17 protein-coding genes are annotated in these 18,385 nt (G+C 41.2%); 15 read left to right on the top strand and 2 right to left on the bottom strand.

The window, feature by feature from the left end; all coding sequences use genetic code 11:
• Positions 1-225 precede the first annotated feature (225 nt).
• Positions 226-819, top strand: a complete 594-nt coding sequence (locus JHD79_RS16715) for a hypothetical protein (RefSeq protein ID WP_199120442.1) — start codon at positions 226-228, stop codon at positions 817-819.
• A 709-nt stretch (positions 820-1,528) separates the two neighbouring features.
• Here the strand turns inward: JHD79_RS16715 and JHD79_RS16710 are convergent.
• Positions 1,529-1,840: a hypothetical protein gene (locus tag JHD79_RS16710; protein WP_199120441.1), complete on the bottom strand. Its 312-nt coding sequence runs from the start codon at positions 1,838-1,840 to the stop codon at positions 1,529-1,531.
• A 313-nt stretch (positions 1,841-2,153) separates the two neighbouring features.
• Between JHD79_RS16710 and JHD79_RS16705 the strand changes: the two genes are divergently transcribed.
• The 14 genes from JHD79_RS16705 (at position 2,154) to JHD79_RS16640 (ending at position 17,737) form a co-directional block, all read left to right on the top strand.
• Positions 2,154-3,920 (top strand): hypothetical protein, encoded by a 1,767-nt coding sequence (locus tag JHD79_RS16705; RefSeq protein WP_199120440.1) that lies wholly within the window; start codon positions 2,154-2,156, stop codon positions 3,918-3,920.
• A gap of 67 nt (positions 3,921-3,987) precedes the next feature.
• Complete coding sequence (locus tag JHD79_RS16700; protein WP_199120439.1) at positions 3,988-5,172, top strand: PAS domain-containing sensor histidine kinase; 1,185 nt, start codon at positions 3,988-3,990, stop codon at positions 5,170-5,172.
• 9 nt (positions 5,173-5,181) lie between these two features.
• Entirely contained in the window at positions 5,182-6,216 is a 1,035-nt protein-coding gene (locus JHD79_RS16695; protein ID WP_199120438.1) for a response regulator, read from the top strand.
• A gap of 429 nt (positions 6,217-6,645) precedes the next feature.
• Entirely contained in the window at positions 6,646-7,107 is a 462-nt protein-coding gene (locus tag JHD79_RS16690; protein ID WP_199120437.1) for a lactate dehydrogenase, read from the top strand.
• Positions 7,076-8,422, top strand: a complete 1,347-nt coding sequence (gene hemN / locus JHD79_RS16685) for an oxygen-independent coproporphyrinogen III oxidase (protein ID WP_199120457.1) — start codon at positions 7,076-7,078, stop codon at positions 8,420-8,422. Before JHD79_RS16690 ends, hemN begins: the two co-directional genes overlap by 32 nt.
• An 11-nt stretch (positions 8,423-8,433) precedes the next feature.
• Positions 8,434-10,824, top strand: a complete 2,391-nt coding sequence (locus JHD79_RS16680; protein WP_199120436.1) for a heavy metal translocating P-type ATPase metal-binding domain-containing protein — start codon at positions 8,434-8,436, stop codon at positions 10,822-10,824.
• 145 nt (positions 10,825-10,969) lie between these two features.
• Entirely contained in the window at positions 10,970-11,149 is a 180-nt protein-coding gene (gene ccoS, locus JHD79_RS16675; RefSeq protein ID WP_199120435.1) for a cbb3-type cytochrome oxidase assembly protein CcoS, read from the top strand.
• A gap of 72 nt (positions 11,150-11,221) precedes the next feature.
• Positions 11,222-13,363: a cytochrome-c oxidase, cbb3-type subunit I gene (ccoN, locus tag JHD79_RS16670; RefSeq protein WP_199120434.1), complete on the top strand. Its 2,142-nt coding sequence runs from the start codon at positions 11,222-11,224 to the stop codon at positions 13,361-13,363.
• 4 nt (positions 13,364-13,367) lie between these two features.
• The gene (locus JHD79_RS16665) at positions 13,368-13,550 is read left to right on the top strand and encodes a hypothetical protein (RefSeq protein ID WP_199120433.1); all 183 of its coding nucleotides are present in this window, start codon (positions 13,368-13,370) and stop codon (positions 13,548-13,550) included.
• A complete protein-coding gene (locus JHD79_RS16660) occupies positions 13,537-14,463 on the top strand; it encodes a cbb3-type cytochrome c oxidase N-terminal domain-containing protein (RefSeq protein WP_233164759.1) in 927 nt (308 codons plus the stop codon). Before JHD79_RS16665 ends, JHD79_RS16660 begins: the two co-directional genes overlap by 14 nt.
• 156 nt (positions 14,464-14,619) lie before the next feature.
• Positions 14,620-15,987 carry a cytochrome c oxidase accessory protein CcoG gene (gene ccoG / locus JHD79_RS16655; RefSeq protein ID WP_199120432.1) on the top strand — a complete coding sequence of 456 codons (1,368 nt, stop codon included), beginning with the start codon at positions 14,620-14,622 and terminating at the stop codon, positions 15,985-15,987.
• A 91-nt stretch (positions 15,988-16,078) separates the two neighbouring features.
• Positions 16,079-16,507 (top strand): FixH family protein, encoded by a 429-nt coding sequence (locus tag JHD79_RS16650; RefSeq protein ID WP_199120431.1) that lies wholly within the window; start codon positions 16,079-16,081, stop codon positions 16,505-16,507.
• Complete coding sequence (locus JHD79_RS16645) at positions 16,504-17,202, top strand: sulfite exporter TauE/SafE family protein (protein WP_199120430.1); 699 nt, start codon at positions 16,504-16,506, stop codon at positions 17,200-17,202. The genes JHD79_RS16650 and JHD79_RS16645 overlap by 4 nt, the downstream gene beginning before the upstream one ends.
• Before the next feature lie 169 nt (positions 17,203-17,371).
• Positions 17,372-17,737 carry a hypothetical protein gene (locus tag JHD79_RS16640; protein WP_199120429.1) on the top strand — a complete coding sequence of 122 codons (366 nt, stop codon included), beginning with the start codon at positions 17,372-17,374 and terminating at the stop codon, positions 17,735-17,737.
• Between the two features lie 103 nt (positions 17,738-17,840).
• Here the strand turns inward: JHD79_RS16640 and JHD79_RS16635 are convergent.
• On the bottom strand, positions 17,841-18,385 hold a 545-nt coding region (locus tag JHD79_RS16635), incomplete at its 5' end, for a response regulator (protein WP_233164758.1).

The following is an 18,385-nucleotide window of genomic DNA, read 5'->3' as shown; positions in this document are numbered from 1 at the left end:
TTAATATTGAAACTGTATTATACTACTTATGGATATTCTTATGTGTGCTGTAGTTCATTGGTCATTATTTTTGTTTAACTGCATATTGGTTCACTAGTTAACTGGTTGGTTGGGCATTGCTGGTATCATCTTTAGTTTGATCTGATAGTTATTATATTGGTGACTTAGGGTACATAATGGTTTTAGGCCTCATAGCCGGTTGGGCCCAGTTATGTTACTTTTGGTTTGGACTCTTCGGGTGGTTTTGATAATTATGTACTTCCTATTTATCTAGATATAAACAATTACGCTACTTATAGAGTAAAGATCACTTATATGCAGGACCTGGTAGACAACTTTAGCACATCAAACCAGATCAGGATAAATACGTCCCCTACGGGGAGTGCAATAGATGGCTTTTATCCGCCAGTTGTAAATGCGGATATAACGACCACTGGCAAGTTACAGATAGAAGGATCGGGTACGCATTATGTGATGGGGAATTTGGGGGTCGGTACCAACACGCCCCAAGAGAAACTCTCTGTAAACGGCAAGATAAGGGCCAAGGAGATCAAGGTAGAGGTAACGAACTGGCCCGACTATGTATTTAAACCAGATTATCCCAAAATGTCATTAGATGACATTGAAAAATACATAAAGGTAAATGGGCGCCTGCCCGAAATACCATCTGCAAGTAAGGTAGAAAAAGAAGGCATAGAATTGGGAGAGATGAATAAGCTGTTGTTGAAAAAAATAGAGGAGATGACGCTGCAGTTGATCGAATTGAAGAAACGCATAGATATACAGGAAGAACAATTGGAAAAAAAAGTAGCCAATTGAACAGCTAAGCCAATCCCTGCCCTTGTTCGAATTGTTACCATAATCTTATCCTATCCCCAGCTCGATCTGATAGCTATTGGATGGGGGATCTTAAAGCGTATTGTTTTTCCTAAACTTTGGTTGAAGTTTTTTTAGGCCTTATAGCCGGCTGGTGCTACTTCTTTTGGCTCAAGCCAAAAGAAGCAAGCTTGAGCAAAACGAAAGCATACCGACCTTTGAAACCATAAATAAACAAGGCATAAGATCAAGACTACCGATAAATCGGTACAAGTTACATTGCCTTCCTTGCACTAGTCTGGCGAAACTTTTTCGTCGAAATTAGAAGGTCTTTTCTTTGCTCTTTCCCTTTGCACGACTGCCTAATTTCTTCTTTGTTTGTTTGTTTGTTTGTTTGTTTGTTTATTGGTTGGGGAATTGCCGTTATCATCTTTAGTTTGATCTGATTGTTATCATATTGGTGATTTAAGGTACATATGGTTTTAGGCCTCATAGCCGATTGGACCCAGTTCTTTTACTTTTGGCTTGCCATTTTGCGTTCTTGGGAATTTTCTTTGCTACGTCGGACTTTGGACATCCGACCTCTGACTTTAAGCAATTAATCAACATCCGTCTTTGCTATTTGTTCCTTTCTCCTTGTTCTTCCAACACCCAAGCTTTTAACACCGGATATCTGATTTCCAACAATTCACCGATTAACCCACCTCAAACACTATTTTACTTCTTCTTTTGGTGTAGCCTTCGCTTTTTTGGTTTTTGCGGCTGTACCAACTTTGGCAACAGCAGGTGTTTCTACCTGGGCAGTTGTAGATTTTTCCTTTTCGGCAATACTTGGCTTAATGGTTTTCGCCATTTCTTTTGAAAATGAAGCTGCCGATTTTTCGATAAGCTTTCTCAGCTTTTTTGAGGGCTCGCCAAGTTGAATGACAATAGCATGAATGCCCGAAATAAGATGCACCTTGATGGTTTTTTCCTGCTTTTTTTTATTGGCCTTTGCTTGAGCTTTTTCTTTGTTCTTCTTCATGAAAAAATGGGTTTTTGCAAAACTAGGGCATTAAACTGTTAAGTGTATATTATCATTTTGTTAATGTTAAGTATTCTTGTTAACATAGAATTGATAATGGATAGTTATTAAGGGAGGGAAGGCATTGGTTTGCCCAATTGACTAAAAGAAAAAGCACCCCAAAAAAGTAATTAACCAACGAAATGACCAAACATCCAAAAAACTAGCCAACGAACAAAATGATCTAAATCACTTTTTTATGTGATATGGTGGGCCTGTGGAAACCATACGGTTGAATATTTTTGGCATAAAAAAGATTTCTATTATATTGTTTATGGTTCATCAATTCCACATTCCAGTTTTAGGCTTGGGCTATTCTATAGATACGCCCTTAAAAGTAGCGCGTTATGGTATATCATCGGTAGTTTCTATTGTAGACGACGAGCTTACCGAACGCATGAGGGAATATCATGCAAAGTTGAACCAGCTGCCCTTTAAGAAGATAGGCAAAGAGGAAGAAGATTTCCGGTGCCGCAGAATTATCGCCTACCTTAACCTGTTGAATGATCTGGTAACGGACCAGTTCGAACAGTTGAAGAAACAGGAGTTTATACCGGGAAACGATATTTGTCGTTATTTTGAATTGCTGCCCGAAGGCTCGAAGCTAAAGAGCGGCTACGAGCTTATGATGGAATACCCCGAAGGTGAGCAGAAGCAGATCTTTCAGCAGTTATTGCGCAATGCCATGGTAAAGGGGGCTATAGATGTAAACATTATGTCGAAGGTAGACAAGCTAAACTTTGATAAACACGGTACTTACCTTGGCGATGAAAATACAGATGCGCTTTCTGCCCTGCGTGGTTTTGTGGGCAGTACGTTGAATTCATCGGTCATCCTATCGGCAGGAATGAACCCACGCCTGTATGGCTATATAGAAAGTTTCCCCAATTTTTTGCCCAATGCTGCGGCGAATATGCGGAAGCAGATCATCTTAAAGGTAAGCGATTTCAGGTCGGCCTTTATACAGGCAAAATTTCTGGCCAAGAAAGGCATATGGGTTTCGGAATTTAGGGTAGAATCTGGGCTGAACTGTGGTGGGCATGCCTTTGCCACCGATGGTTTTTTGCTTGGCCCAATTCTGGAAGATTTTAAGCAGAACCGTCAGTCTATGCTCGATGTGCTCTATGAGCTCTATAGTACGGCACTGGTTTCAAAGGGCATCTTCTTAACTGAGCTGCCCAAGCAGAAGGTAACCGTACAGGGCGGCATAGGCACCGCCGGCGAAAATGAATTCTTGTTGACACACTACCAGCTTGATGCCACCGGATGGGGCAGTCCGTTTCTGTTGGTGCCAGAAGTAACCAACGTTGATGAAGGCACCTTGAACCAATTGGCCAATGCCCAGGCCAGCGATTTCTACCTGAGCAATTCTTCTCCCTTGGGCGTATTGTTCAACAGTTTTAGACAGAGCACGGCCGAACGGCAACGATTGGACCGTATACAGGCAGGAAAGCCCGGCAGTCCATGTACCAAGAAATACCTGTGTACCAATACCGAGTTTACCAAAGAGCCCATCTGTACGGCGTCGAGTAAATACCAGAAAATGAAGATCAAACAGTTGAAGGGAATGGAGGTAGATCCCCTTGAATTTCAGGAACGTTTTGACAAGATTACGGAAAAACTATGCCTTTGCGAAGGTTTGTGCACTTCGGCATACCTGAAAACGGACCTGATTAAACCTAAAGAGAGCAGAGCCGTAGCTGTATGTCCAGGGCCCAACCTTAGCTTTTTTAATCAGGTGTATTCGCTTGATGAGATGGTAAAACACATTTATGGTAGCCTTAACCTGTTGGAAAAGGTGAAAAGGCCACATCTGTTCATTAACGAGCTGAACCTTTACATAGATTACCTTCAAAAGGAAGTGCAGCTACAGCTACAGGACATTAACGATAAAAAGAAGAAATACTTGGGCAATTTTAAAGAGCAGCTACTGAGAGGGGTGAACTACTATAAAACCCTGTTTACCGATCTTTCAAAGCCTGAAATGTGCATAAACGATCTGTTGGCTGCCGAAATTAGGTTAAGGGCTACCTCCATTTAACTATATGTTAGTACAGCAGCTTAAAAAACTTGAGTATATTTGAGGGAAACATACCAGCAGATGCTATATGGAAAGAGCTAAACTACTAAATGCGATTATTGAAAATGCCATAGATGGAATTATAACTATTGATGAGCATGGGCTTATAGAGCACATCAACCCGTCTGCATTAGAGCTGTTTGGCTACAAAAGTGAAGAACTTGTAGGAAAGAATGTATCTGTACTGATGCCACCGCCAGACAAGGAAAGACACGATAGTTACATAGCCAATTACCGCCATACGGGAAAAAGACATATTATAGGCATTGGCAGGGAAGTTACGGGACAGCGTAAAGATGGTTCTGTATTTCCCTTTAGGCTGGGCGTAAGCGAAGTCAAATTCTCAGATCGAAGGATTTTTACAGGTTTTGTGCACGACCTGAGCAGACAGAAGGAAGATGAGTTAAAGATAAAGAGTTATACCGAAGAGCTGGAAGCAAAGATAAAGGAACGTACACAAGACCTTATTAGGTCTATTAATGAGCTGGAAACGGCCAAAGAGCATGTAAGCGCCCTTTTCGAAAAGGAAAAGGAGCTGAACCAGCTGAAAACCAGGTTTGTTTCCATGGCTTCGCACGAGTTTCGTACCCCCTTAAGCTCCATACAGCTGTCTGCTTCGCTTATCGATAAATATAGTTCCAAGCAGGATGTGGCAAGTGTAGAGAAGCATACTTCCAAAATTAAGAATGCCATTAATAACCTTACCACCATTTTGAACGATTTTTTGTCGTTAGAAAAACTGGAAGCGGGAAAGGTAGAAGCGAATGCCAATTGGTTCGATATGATTTCTTTTGCCGAGGAAATTGTAGAGGAGATGCAGCTTATTAGCAAGCAGAACCAGTTGATCGTTTATGAGCATACGGGCACAACGGCCAGTGTGTGCCTAGACCACAACCTGCTTAAAAACTGCATCATCAACCTCATATCAAACGCCATTAAATATTCTGGAGAAAATACCATGATCCAGTTCAATAGCATTGTGAAGGAAAAAGAGCTGACCATAGAAATTAAGGATAACGGCATAGGTATTCCAGAAATGGACCGGAACAATCTCTTTGAACCATTTTTTAGGGCGCATAATACAGGAGATATTCCGGGTACGGGCTTGGGGCTGAACATTGTAAAACGTTATGTAGGCTTAATGAACGGCACGGTAAGCTGCCAGACCGAACAGAATAAGGGCACCACCTTTACCCTGCACTTTAACTTTTAATACAAAAAGATGGAAACAAAGAAAGTTTTGGTCATTGAAGATAATGATGACATTAGAGAAGGTACGGTAGAAGTGTTAACACTTGCCGGCTACGAAACGCTGGCTGCTAAAAATGGTAAGTTGGGTGTAGAGCTGGCATTGAGTGGCCTGCCCGATATCATTTTATGTGATATCATGATGCCCGAGCTAGATGGCTATGGGGTGTTGTATCTGCTCGGTAAAAATCCAAAACTGGCCAATATTCCATTTGTTTTCATGACGGCCAAGGCAGAGCGTGCAGATATGCGCAAGGGGATGGAAATGGGGGCGGATGATTACCTGACCAAGCCCTTTGATGATATGGAGCTGTTCAATGCTATTGAAAGCAGATTGAAAAAGAAGAAACAGGTGGTAGGTTTCAAGGCCGCACCCAAAGACCTAGATACGATATTTACGGAATTAAAGCAGAAGGGGAAAACTAGGAGCTATGCCAATAAACAGGTTATTTATGTAGAGAATGATGAGCCTACTTATTTATATTTTGTAAAAAGCGGACAGGTAAAAACTTATAAAAGATTTAAGGATGGGAGGGAGCTATCGTCCAATATTTTTAGGGAGGGCGAATTTTTTGGTTATGAAAGTTTGTGCTGTGGCGTAAACTATGCAGATAATTCTGCTACACTGGCCGATACGGAACTGTTATTGATTGCCAAGGGCGATTTTATGGATGCCCTGCTAAACCATCAGGAAATGGCAACGGCCTTTATAGAGTTGCTTTCGGGAAACATTAGGTTCAAGGAAGAACAGATGCTCAAACTGGCCTATTATTCGGTACGTAAAAGGGTGGCCGAAGCTCTGGTGCAATTGGCCAGGAAATTTGCGGAAAAAGGTAACGACAGTTGTACACTGAAAATATCGAGAGATGACCTGGCGGCACTGGTAGGTACGGCAAGTGAAACGGTAAGCCGTATGTTGGCCGATTTTAAGGATGAAAAGCTGATCGAAAAACACGGAAATGCCATTTATATAGTATCTATTGATAAGTTGAGCCATATTAGACAATAACCCTGACGTCATTCCGAGTTGGTTGTGGTGCTTTCTTTTCCGTATCTTCCGTTCTTGGTCTTTTGTTATTCCTAGTCTTTTGTCATTCCGGGTTGCGAGAAATCTAGCCGGTTAAGTTTATCGTCATTTCGAAGGAAGTGTAGCGATGAGAAATCTGACAACTTACCATCCCATTCTGCCTGCCCTTGGTTGGATCTCTCCTCTTAAAATCGTCGAGATGACCGGAAAGAGAGGGCAGTGCCCAAATAAACCTCACTTTTCATTTTTGATTATAATTAGCAGCCAATTGGTTGTGATATAAATGAAGCCATTTGATTTCGCAAAATATTTTATGAAAATTTTGTGATGAAGATCATTTTCTGGACTAATTGCGCTCATCTTGCGGCAGCTAGTGCCATGCTAGTTTTGTGGATATAATTTACAACTGGTATGAAAGCTATTGTCTATAACATAAAACCGGAAGAAAAAGAATGCCTGGTTTTGGCAAATTACAAAAAACACGATATTACCATTATAGCCAACGGTTTAAGTGCCGAAACTTTGCCATTTGCCCAGGGTAAGGAGGTGCTTATTGTCTTTAATGAAGATCCGTTAAGCGAAGATTTGATCTTTGGCTTAAAGGCTTTGGGTATAAAATATATCGCAACATCTTCTTTTGCCACCCAACACATCGACCTGAAGGCTGCCGGACAAGCAGGTCTTAAAATTGCCAATGTGCCTTTTAAGGAAGGCGAGGAGCTGGCCATGAAAAGAATGGAGCAGGTGGTAAGAAATTTGGACAATTGGGCTGCGGGCAAATGTGTGGGCAAAGCTTGTTGCTGTCCAAATGATTGTGGTATAAAAACAACTAAAAGTAATGATGGAAGCGACGACACTCTTAAAGAAATATAATATCGCTGCACCAAGGTATACCAGTTATCCTACGGTGCCTTATTGGGAAAATGACAGTTTTAATGCTTTGGCCTGGGAAGAAAGGCTTGTTGCTGCCTATAACCTACATAAGAATGAAGGGATAAGTTTATATGTTCACCTGCCTTTTTGCGAAAGTCTGTGCACTTATTGTGGTTGTAATACCCGCATTACCAAGAACCATAAGGTAGAGCTACCTTATGTTACAGCCTTGCTGAGGGAGTGGGAAATGTATTGCCAATTGTTGGGCGAAAGGCCCAAAATAAAAGAAATACATTTGGGCGGCGGTACGCCTACTTTTTTTAGTGCCGATCACTTAAAGCACCTGCTTCAAACCATAGCAGGAACTATGCAATTTGGAGAAGACACGGCCTGTTCTTTTGAGGGACATCCAGATAATACGACCATAGAACACCTCACAACCCTAAGTGGTTTGGGGTTCAAAAGACTAAGCTTGGGCATTCAAGATTTCGATGCCAAGGTACAGTTTATGATTAACCGTTACCAAACCCCGGTACAGGTTGCCGAAATTACAAAACTGGCCCGTACCATGGGCTACCAATCCATTAATTTCGATTTGATTTATGGCCTGCCCGGCCAAACTTTACAGGGGCTTGTACAGACTATTTCCGAAGTGATCCATATAAAACCAGATCGTATTGCTTTCTACAGCTATGCCCATGTGCCTTGGATCAAGGCAGGTCAACGACATTTTACAGAGGCTGATATTCCGCAGGGCGATGAAAAGTTTGTCTTATACCAACGGGGAAGGGAAATGCTGGTAAGGGCCGGTTACGAAGAAATTGGAATGGACCATTTTGCCCTTAGTACAGATGCCCTTTATAGGGCAAAAGAAGAAGGTAGGCTGCATCGTAATTTCATGGGCTATACCGATAGGTATACGCCTATTCTGTTGGGATTGGGGGTTTCGTCAATTAGCGATTGCGGTACCGCTTTTGCCCAAAATGTAAAAACGGTTGAAAGCTATCAGCAATTTGTTAATGAAGGTTTGCCGGCAGTACAAAAAGGCCACTTATTAAATGAAGAAGATCTGTGCATCAGAAAACACATCCTTAATTTAATGTGCCATGGCAATACCTGTTTTGAATTAGCAGTGCCTATCCTAATAAAAGAGCGATTGCAGTCTATGGCCAACGATGGACTGGTGCATATAGATGATGCGAAAGTGAGAATATTACCTATGGGCAAATCTTTCTTGCGTAACGTATGCATGGCCTTTGACCATAGGCTTTGGCAAAAACAGCCACAGGCTCAATTGTTTAGTGCAGCAATATAAAAGGAGGTGTTATGAAGAATCCAACCCTTGTCCATAAAAGTTCGGTGTGTTACCATTGTGGTGATCAACTGCCATCGGTTAAGCTTAGCTGCGATGAAAAGGATTTTTGCTGTGTGGGCTGTAAGAGCGTATATCAGATTTTAGCCGAAAATAACATGTGCAATTATTATGCATATAACGATACGCCTGGGCACAAAATAAAAGAAAATGGCCATTTTGAATATTTGGAGGAGCCAAGTATCATTAGCCAGCTTATAGACTATAAGGATAGTGAAAATTCTATCATTACTTTTTATGTTCCGGCCATTCATTGTAGTTCGTGCATTTGGTTACTGGAGCATTTGTACAAGATCAATCCAGCTATTTTCAGTTCGCGGATAGATTTTCTAAAGAAAGAAGTAACGGTAAGCTATAAACATGATAAGATTTCCCTTCGGCAATTGGTAGAAATTCTTAACCAGATTGGTTATGAGCCATTGATCAGCTTGCAGGATGTGGTCAAGGAAAAAGGTAATTCGGTAAACAAGCAGTTGATCTGGAAAATTGCCATAGCTGGCTTTTGCATGGGCAACGTAATGTTATTCAGTTTTCCGGAGTACTTTGGTCTTTCCGCAGTTGAAAAGGAATTTCAATACCTTTTTGCCTGGCTTAACCTGGCTTTTTGTGTTCCGGTAACTTTCTATTGTGCCAAAGAATATTTTACTTCTGCTTTTGCAAGTTTAAAACAAAGACATATCAATCTAGATACACCGCTCGCGCTCATTATAGCAGTACTATTCATACGTACTGCTATTTCAACGGCATTTGGTACGGGACCTGGATTTGCAGATACGCTGACAGGTTTGGTTTTTTTGTTGTTGATGGGGAAATGGGTAAAACAAAGAACCTATCACCATATTTCTTTTGACAGGGACTATCGTTCTTATTTTCCTATTGCCATAACTGTTTTGAAAGATGGCAGGGAAAAACCTACGGCCATTAACGAGATTGAGGTAGGAGATAGATTACTGATCAGAAATGGAGAACTGATACCTGCCGATTCGATATTAATGAAAGGAGAGGTGTATTTGGATATGAGTTTTGTAACTGGCGAAGCCGAGCCCCAGCAAAAGGTTTTGGGTGAAATTCTATATGCTGGGGGAAGACAGATGGGCGAGGCCGTTGAGCTGGAAGTGGTGAAATCGGCTTCGCAAAGTTACCTTACCGGTTTATGGAACAAGGCGTACTATAAGACGGATTTCAAAAAGAAAAATTTCAATGATAGCATAGCTAAATATTTCAGCATTGGCGTATTTGTGGTTGCTTTTTCGGCTACAGCCTATTGGCTGTTTCAGCATGACAGTGTTAAGGCGTGGTCGGCCTTTACGGCCGTTGTAATTGTGGCCTGTCCCTGTGTATTGGCTTTGAGCACCCCTTTTACCCTCTCGGCCATATTGTCTGTATTCGACAAAAAAGGTTTTTATGTAAAGAATACCGACGCCGTAGAACAACTCGCCGATTGCGACACGATTGTTTTTGATAAAACGGGAACACTGACCAGTACGGTAAATGCAAATATACACTTTAATGGTGCCTTGAATAAGGAAGAACAGTTATTGGTTGCTTCGCTGTTGAACAATTCTTCACATCCTTTAAGCAGGCAAGTGTTTAAAAGTTTGTGTCCCGATAAATTGTTTGCCGTGTCGGAATATAATGAAATTCCGGGTAAGGGTATAATGGGGTTGGTGAATGGTCGTATGGTTTATGCAGGCAGTAAAAAAATATTGCCATTTGAACTGGAGGGTAAAGAGAATGGAGGGGTGCATGTTGTTATAGGCCAAAGCTATAAAGGTTGTTATGCCATAGAACAGGAGTGGAGAAGCGGACTTTTCAAATTGATGTCTGCTCTTGAGGGAAGGTTTAATTTAAAAGTGTTGTCTGGTGATACCAATAGGGATGAAAAAATATTGGGCTGCTTTTTTGGGACTGAAACCAGTATGCAATTTAACCAGAGCCCTCGTCAAAAGTTAGGAGAGGTCATTAGCCTACAGGATAAGGGAAAAAAGGTAATGATGTTGGGCGATGGCCTAAATGATGCGGGCGCCTTGAAACAGAGCAATTTTGGTATAGCCATTACAGACAACATTAATAACTTTACGCCAGGTTGTGATGCCATATTAAAGGGAACATCATTAAGTCTTCTCCCCAATTTCATACAGCTTGTTCAAGATGGGCTTAAGGTCATTAAGATTAGTTTTGGTATAGCCACGGCCTATAACCTTATTGGAGTTTATTATGCCGTTCAGGGTACTTTATATCCTTTGGTGGCTGCCATACTAATGCCAATTAGTACCATTACCATCATTAGTTTTACCAGTTTGGCAACACGATACTTTGCACGGAAGAATAAGCTGGTTGGCTAATGATAAAATGTCCACCCGTTATGGCCAGCTCGATCCGGTAGCTATCGGATGACAATAGTGATGAGGTCTTAGAGTTACGGATGATGTCTGACTTAAATCAATCAGCTAAACCAATATACTAAAACTAAAAAACAAAACAACTACAATGAGTATACTTTATTTTCTAATCGGCTGTAGCGTTTTGGTTGCGCTGATTTTTCTGGGCGCCTTTTTCTGGGCGTTAAAAAGTGGCCAGCATGACGATGTTTATACGCCGGGAGTTCGTATTCTTTTTGATGACGAAGTGAAGGAAGACAAAAGTGACAAAAATCATATTTCCGACTAATACTTGTCATCAGCTATGCTATAGTGCCTAAATAACTTTGCCCTAAACATTACAAATCTATTTCTATTCATTATGCAGCTAGAAAAATTTACTTACGACAACAAGATAGTACGAAATTTCGCTATTGCCACATTGGTATGGGGCATTATCGGAATGCTGGTAGGCTTGCTCGTTGCCATGCAGTTGTTTAAACCGAGCATGAACCTGGGTAACCAGTACACCACCTTTGGTCGTATTAGGCCCCTACATACCAATGCGGTAATTTTTGCCTTTGTAGGAAATGCCATATTTATGGGCGTTTACTATTCCCTACAGCGCCTGCTAAAGGCTAGGATGTTTAGCAAATGGCTAAGCAATATCCATTTTTGGGGCTGGCAGCTGATCATCGTTTCTGCAGTGATCACGCTACCTTTGGGCATTACCTCATCGCATGAGTATGCGGAACTGGAATGGCCAATTGATATTGCCATAACGCTCATCTGGGTTGTTTTTGGCATTAATATGTTCGGAACTATTTTCAAACGTAGGGAAAGGCATTTATATGTGGCCATTTGGTTTTACATTGCCACTTTTGTGACCATTGCGGTTTTGCATATCGTCAACTCGTTCCAATTGCCAGTTTCATTCCTTAAAAGTTATTATGTTTTTGCTGGGGTGCAAGATGCATTGGTTCAATGGTGGTACGGACATAATGCGGTAGCATTTTTCCTTACTACCCCTTATTTGGGCATGATGTATTATTTCCTTCCAAAAATGGCCAACCGTCCGGTTTATTCTTATAAACTAAGTATCCTACACTTTTGGTCGCTTATATTTATTTACATCTGGGCGGGCCCGCATCACCTGTTGTACACTTCTTTGCCAGGTTGGGCACAGTCATTGGGAGTGGCTTTTTCTATAATGTTGATTGCCCCGAGCTGGGGAGGTATGATCAATGGTTTGTTGACGTTGCGCGGCGCCTGGGATAAAGTTCGAGACGATGTTACCCTGAAATTTATGGTAGTGGCACTTACCGCCTATGGTATGGCAACTTTTGAAGGACCAATGCTGTCATTAAAGCAGATTAACGGGATAGCGCACTTTACCGATTGGATTGTGGCCCACGTACATGTTGGGGCCTTGGGATGGAACGGATTTTTAACTTTTGGTATTTTATACTGGCTGATACCACGTATATATAAAACGGAGTTGTATTCAAAGAAAATGGCCTCATTCCATTTCTGGATAGGAACATTGGGCATTTTATTTTATGCCGTACCCATGTATTGGGCAGGGTTTACACAAGGCCTGTTGTGGAAAGAATTTACGGCCGAAGGCTTGTTGAAATATCCTAATTTCTTGACTACTACCTTACAGATTATACCTATGCATGTATTGCGTGCAATTGGTGGGGCATTTTATTTGTTGGGTGCCATTGTAATGGCCTATAATTTGGGCAAAACCATGTTAAAAGGAAAGCTAGTTGCTGATGAAGCTGCAGAAGCTATGCCCTTGGAAACGGTAATGCTGGAAACTGATCCTGCCGATAAGAGGTGGCACCGCATATTGGAACGCAAGCCCATGAAGTTTATGGTGCTTTCCATGATCGTGATCTTGATAGGGGGCATGGTAGAAATGATGCCAACTTTTACCATTGAATCTAATATTCCCACCATTGCCAGCGTTAAGCCCTATACGCCACTAGAATTGCAGGGAAGAGACTTGTATATTAGGGAAGGCTGTGTAAACTGCCATTCGCAAACTGTCCGTCCGTTCCGCTCGGAAACAGAACGTTATGGCGAATATAGCAAGGCAGGTGAATTTGTCTACGATCATCCATTTTTGTGGGGAAGTAAACGTACCGGACCAGATTTACATAGGCTAGGTGGTAAATATTCAAATGCCTGGCATTATAACCACATGTTAGATCCTACATCGATGTCGCCTGGAAGTATTATGCCAGCTTACCCATGGTTGATTACCCAAAAACTGGATACGAGTACCACGGCAATAAAAATAAGGGCCATGCAGACACTGGGCGTACCCTATAGGGAGAATTTCGATGCGGTAGCTAATACCAAGCTGAAAGAGCAGGCAGAAAGCATCGCTGCAGACCTGAAACAGAATAATATCGAGGTAAAGAGTGATCGGGAAATTGTGGCCCTGATTGCCTATTTGCAGCGCTTGGGAACCGATATAAAGGCCAACAAAACAACTATACCATCTAACCAATAAAATTATGTTTAAGCAAATAAAAGACTTGGCAGGAGGCGAGCTGTATCTGATCGCATCACTGCTCATATTTATGGTTTTCTTTATTATGGTGGGGATTTACCTCATTAAGATGAGCAAAATACATATCGATGAAATGAGTAAGCTACCTATTGATGAACCTCAAATTTCAAATTATGAAGAAGCTTAATTTACTGTTGATATTCTCGATATGGACATTTGGCGCCCTGGCACAAACTACAGCTGCTACGGAAGATACGGCCCCTGTAATTACAGGACCCTCTATGGGTTTGAGCACTAGTGAACTGTTGATTATAGCCCTGCTGATTTTTTCGACCATATTGCTTTTTGTATCAATTACGCTTTACAATAGCTTTAAGGTGATATATAGGGAAAGATTAAACCCTACTCCATACCATAACCATAAGCAGGAACAAAAGGAGCTTGATTTTGAGGAGTGGCAAAAACAGAAGGAAGACAAGCCTACAATTTGGACCAAATTACTAAGCCTAAAGCCACTTTCGGCAGAAAAGGACTTGGAAATTCCACACGCTTACGATGGTATTAAGGAATTGAACAATCCTGTGCCCTTATGGTTTAATGTGCTGTTTTATGGTACATTGCTATTTGCTGCGGGTTATTTGTACTATTATCATGTGGGCGAGTATGGTGAAAGGCAAGATGATGAGTATAAAACCGAAATGGTAAAGGCCGATATCGAAAAACAAAAATTTCTGGCCAAGTCATCTTCTGGTGTAGACGAAAATTCGGTAAAGGTAGATAAAAGCCAAATTGCCGTAGGCAAAGGTGTATTTGACGCCAACTGTGTGGCCTGCCATGGCCAAAATGGAGAGGGATTGGTAGGGCCTAACCTTACCGATGAATATTGGCTGCACGGCGGAAGTGTTAAAGATATATTCAAGACCATTAAATATGGTGTGCCAGAGAAAGGAATGGTGAGTTGGGAGAAAAATATGAGTTCGGCAAATATAAGTGCGGTAACCAATTACATTCTATCCTTGCGGGGATCTAAGCCAGCCAATGCTAAAGCGCCACAAGGGGAAAAGTATGATCCAGCTGCAGATGAAATTGCCGCTAATTAAAAGACGGATGCCTATTTGATAAAGTAGCGAAACGGAGGTTGTAATGGTTTATACCTTGTTACCCAGAATTAAAATAAGGGGAATGGTTAAGCAATGCAATTGTAAAATTAGAGTACTCCTGTCGTCAGGAATAAAAAAGTCCTAAGGAAAAGTGTAATGGCAAAAACTGAAAACAATAGTAAAAAGAGTGGGGGCAGAGCATTTCTTTACCCTAAGAAAGTCAAAGGTAAGCTATTTACCATACGGAAATGGATAAGTTATGTGCTGCTTTTGCTGCTCTTTGTTTCTCCATATGTGAAGTTAAAGGGAGAACAGCTGGTACTATTGAATTTTTTGGAGCGGAAGTTTGTATTTTTTGGATTGATTTTTACGCCGCAGGATTTTTATCTGTTTGCCTTGGCCATGCTGATTTTTATTCTTTTTATTGTCTGTTTTACTGTGGTTTTTGGTAGGTTATGGTGTGGTTGGGCCTGTCCGCAAACCATTTTTATGGAGATGGTTTTTAGAAGGATAGAATATTGGATAGAGGGCGATGCCAACCAACAGAGAAAACTGGATAAACAGGAATGGAACGCTGAAAAAATACTGAAGAAAGGTAGCAAGCAGTTGATCTTTCTGCTGATTTCTTTTGGTATTGCCAATACTTTTCTGGCTTATATGATGGGTGCAGACCAGCTTTACCAGATCATTATAGAGCCGATATCAGAACATTTGGTGGGGTTCCTGTCCATTTGGATTTTTACGTTGATATTCTATGGGGTGTTTGCCTATGTAAGGGAGGTGGTGTGTACCGTTATTTGTCCTTATGGTAGGCTACAGGGCGTGCTATTGGATAATAAGAGCCTGATAGTAGCTTATGATGAAACCCGTGGGGAGCCTCGTGGGCATATGCAGAAAAGCATAGACCAACCTAAAAAAGGTGATTGTATTGATTGTGGTCTGTGTGTGCAGGTCTGTCCAACTGGAATTGACATTAGAAAGGGAACACAATTAGAGTGCGTAAATTGTACGGCCTGTATAGATGCTTGCGATGAAGTAATGCTCAAAATAAATAGACCTCAAAAATTAATAGGTTTCTATAATCACGACTTTATAAAAAATAGAAATCCGTTTAAAATAGGGGCTAGGGCATACGGTTATGGCATTGTTTTGTTCTTGGTTATCTTGGTCTTTTCATCCTTGATTTATAAAAGAGAGGATGTGCAGACTACGGTATTAAGGGCCAGTGGTACACTTTATCAAAAAAGACCAGATGGGAGTATAGCCAATTTGTACAATGCGGAACTCATTAACAAAACCAATAAGGAGATCAGGTTTTCATTTAAGTCTGCAGATAAGTTGGATAAGATTGAACTGATACAGGCAGATACTGTTTTGCGAAAAGAAGGGACTGCACACCTTACTTTCTTTTTGGTTAAACAGCGAAAGCATATTACCGAATTTAAGACCAAGGTGGTATTTGAGGTGGAAGCAAATGGAAAAATAATAAGTAATAGCAGTACCACATTCTTTTCGCAACCTTAACGATTTACGATTTCAAACCACAAGGGAGCAGCGAGCATTTTTTAATAATCAAACCAAAAAACAAATCACTAATCAACAAAAAAACAAGAAAATGAATTGGGGAACAAAGATAGTTTTGGGAATGGCGGCTTTTATGCTGTTTATTATTGGTATGGTGGTATACATGTTTAAGGTTCATGGCAACGACGACTTGGTGGAAGAAGATTATTATGAAAAAGGGATCAACTATGATAGGGAATATGAGGCCAAGAGGAATACTTTGAGCGAACATGCTGATCCTGTTATTAAGTTAACTACAAGCCAGTTGATTATCCAATTGAAGGTGATGGCAGATTATCGGTTGAAATTGATGAGACCGTCTTCGGCTAAAAAAGATATCCAATCTGAAGGAAAAACGATAGGTGAAGAACATTTGATCATCATAGATCGTGTGGGATTGGACAAGGGGCTATGGTCGCTTAAGTTGGAATGGAAGGCTAATGGAAAGACTTATCAATATGGAAAAGATATGATGTTATGAGCTTTCTGTACTTGGCATTTTTAATGGGGTTTCTGGGTAGCTTGCATTGTGCGGTAATGTGCGGTCCCATTATGCTTGGCTTGCCATTGCAAAAACAGCACTTATTCGAAAATGCTGTTCAGTTGTTTCTGTACCAGTTAGGAAGGATAACTGTTTATGTATTTCTTGGCATACTGGTAGGGGCACTGGGCAATAGCCTTAGCATTTTTGCCAACCAGGAAATATTGAGTTTGGTGATTGGGGTACTTTTCGTCGTTTTTGCTGTTGTGCAACTTAGCGGCTTATATGTTGGCGGATTGAGGTCGTATCAGCTCAAATTAATAACTCCCTTAAGTAGGTTGATGGGTAAAGTGCTTAGACTTCGCTTTTGGGGCTTTTTTGCAGGTTTGTTGAACGGTTTAATACCCTGTGGCATGGTTTATTTGGCATTGACTACCGCATTGAGTAATGCAAGTGCCCAATCTGGTGCTATGTTTATGTTAATGTTCGGTTTGGGCACGGCACCCTTAATGTTTTTTGTTTCTTTTGGTGGTGTTTACCTCAAAAAATACATCAAGTTCAACATCCAAAAATTATTACCTTGGTTTATGTTGTTAATGGGCATTTTGTTTACTGCCCGTTCACTGAACTTGGGAATTCCTTTCCTGTCGCCCAGTCACCATGCAGGCTACAGTAGTGGGGTGTATTGTGGATAATTTTTCTCGTTTTGGGTGCTTTGTTGGTCGATTTGCTTTAGGTGATGATATTGATTAAAAACCAATTTTTATATAAATACTTGTATTTAGGTATTTTATTATTGTTTTAATATTTATAATTTTGGCTAATTCAATGTTATTAATGGGTAAAAAAATCAACAATTTTTTAATGGGTTTACTTCTTTTGCCCATTTTTTCTTCCTGTGAAAAGATAGATAGGAATGCTGGGTATGGAAATTATGCTATTGGAATAGAGCACAATAATTCATCAGATTTAGAAGTGAAAGTATACCTTGACGAAAATTACCACAGTAATTTTATATCAATAGCCGGCAGGCCTTCGGTTTACCTGAATAATTGCCACGATTTACGATATCCTGAAAGATTGACCAATATTCTTGTAGTGCCAAATGTGCCCGCAGGTGCGCATAAAGTTGAAATAAGGGATGTAAACGAGGTTGTAATTAAATCTTTGACGTTTGAAATACATAATAAAGAATGCGTATTTCAGCATGTAAATGCAACAAGCTATTAATTTTTGGAGGCGGATCAACCTAAGCTCAAAGCAACATTATATTTGAGATAAGATGGTATAGGCATGAACGGTTTTCATACCATATACCCTTTTGGTAGCGATTTTAGGTTAGGCCAAGCAAAGAATGTTTGTGTAGTAATTCTTCCAGTTCCTTAGGGTATAACGGTTTTTTCAATAACTTTAGCACAAAAGGATTGGCTTCAGCCTTTTTTATATCCCCAAAATCGAGTGTAGAAGATAAAATAGCCAATTTACAACTCTCTAAAAATGAAGTTGGAAAGTTCTTGTAAATTTCGAGGAACTCAAAGCCATCCATTTCTGGCATTTGTATATCCAACAGTATAAAGTTGGGCAATAGGTGTTGATGGCCCAAATTTTGGTTAATATAGGCAATCCCTTCTTGGCCAGATTGGCAAAGTATAATCTCTTCAAACAAGTTGGACAATGTGATGATCCTGTCTCTTATACACATCTCCGAGCCCACGAGACCTGCGTTACCATCTCGTATGCCGGCTTCTGCTTGTAAAGGGGGGGGGGGGGGGGGGGGGGGGGGGGGGGGGGGGGGGGGGGGGGGGGGGGGGGGGGGGGGGGGGGGGGGGGGGGGGGGGGGGGGGGGGGGGGGGGGGGGGGGGGGGGGGGGGGGGGGGG

It is taken from the genome of Pedobacter sp. ASV28 (assembly GCF_016428855.1).
Classification (GTDB): domain Bacteria; phylum Bacteroidota; class Bacteroidia; order Sphingobacteriales; family Sphingobacteriaceae; genus Pedobacter.
The sequence above is the reverse complement of the archived record's forward strand: the minus strand, read 5'-3'. Positions and strand labels throughout refer to the sequence as shown.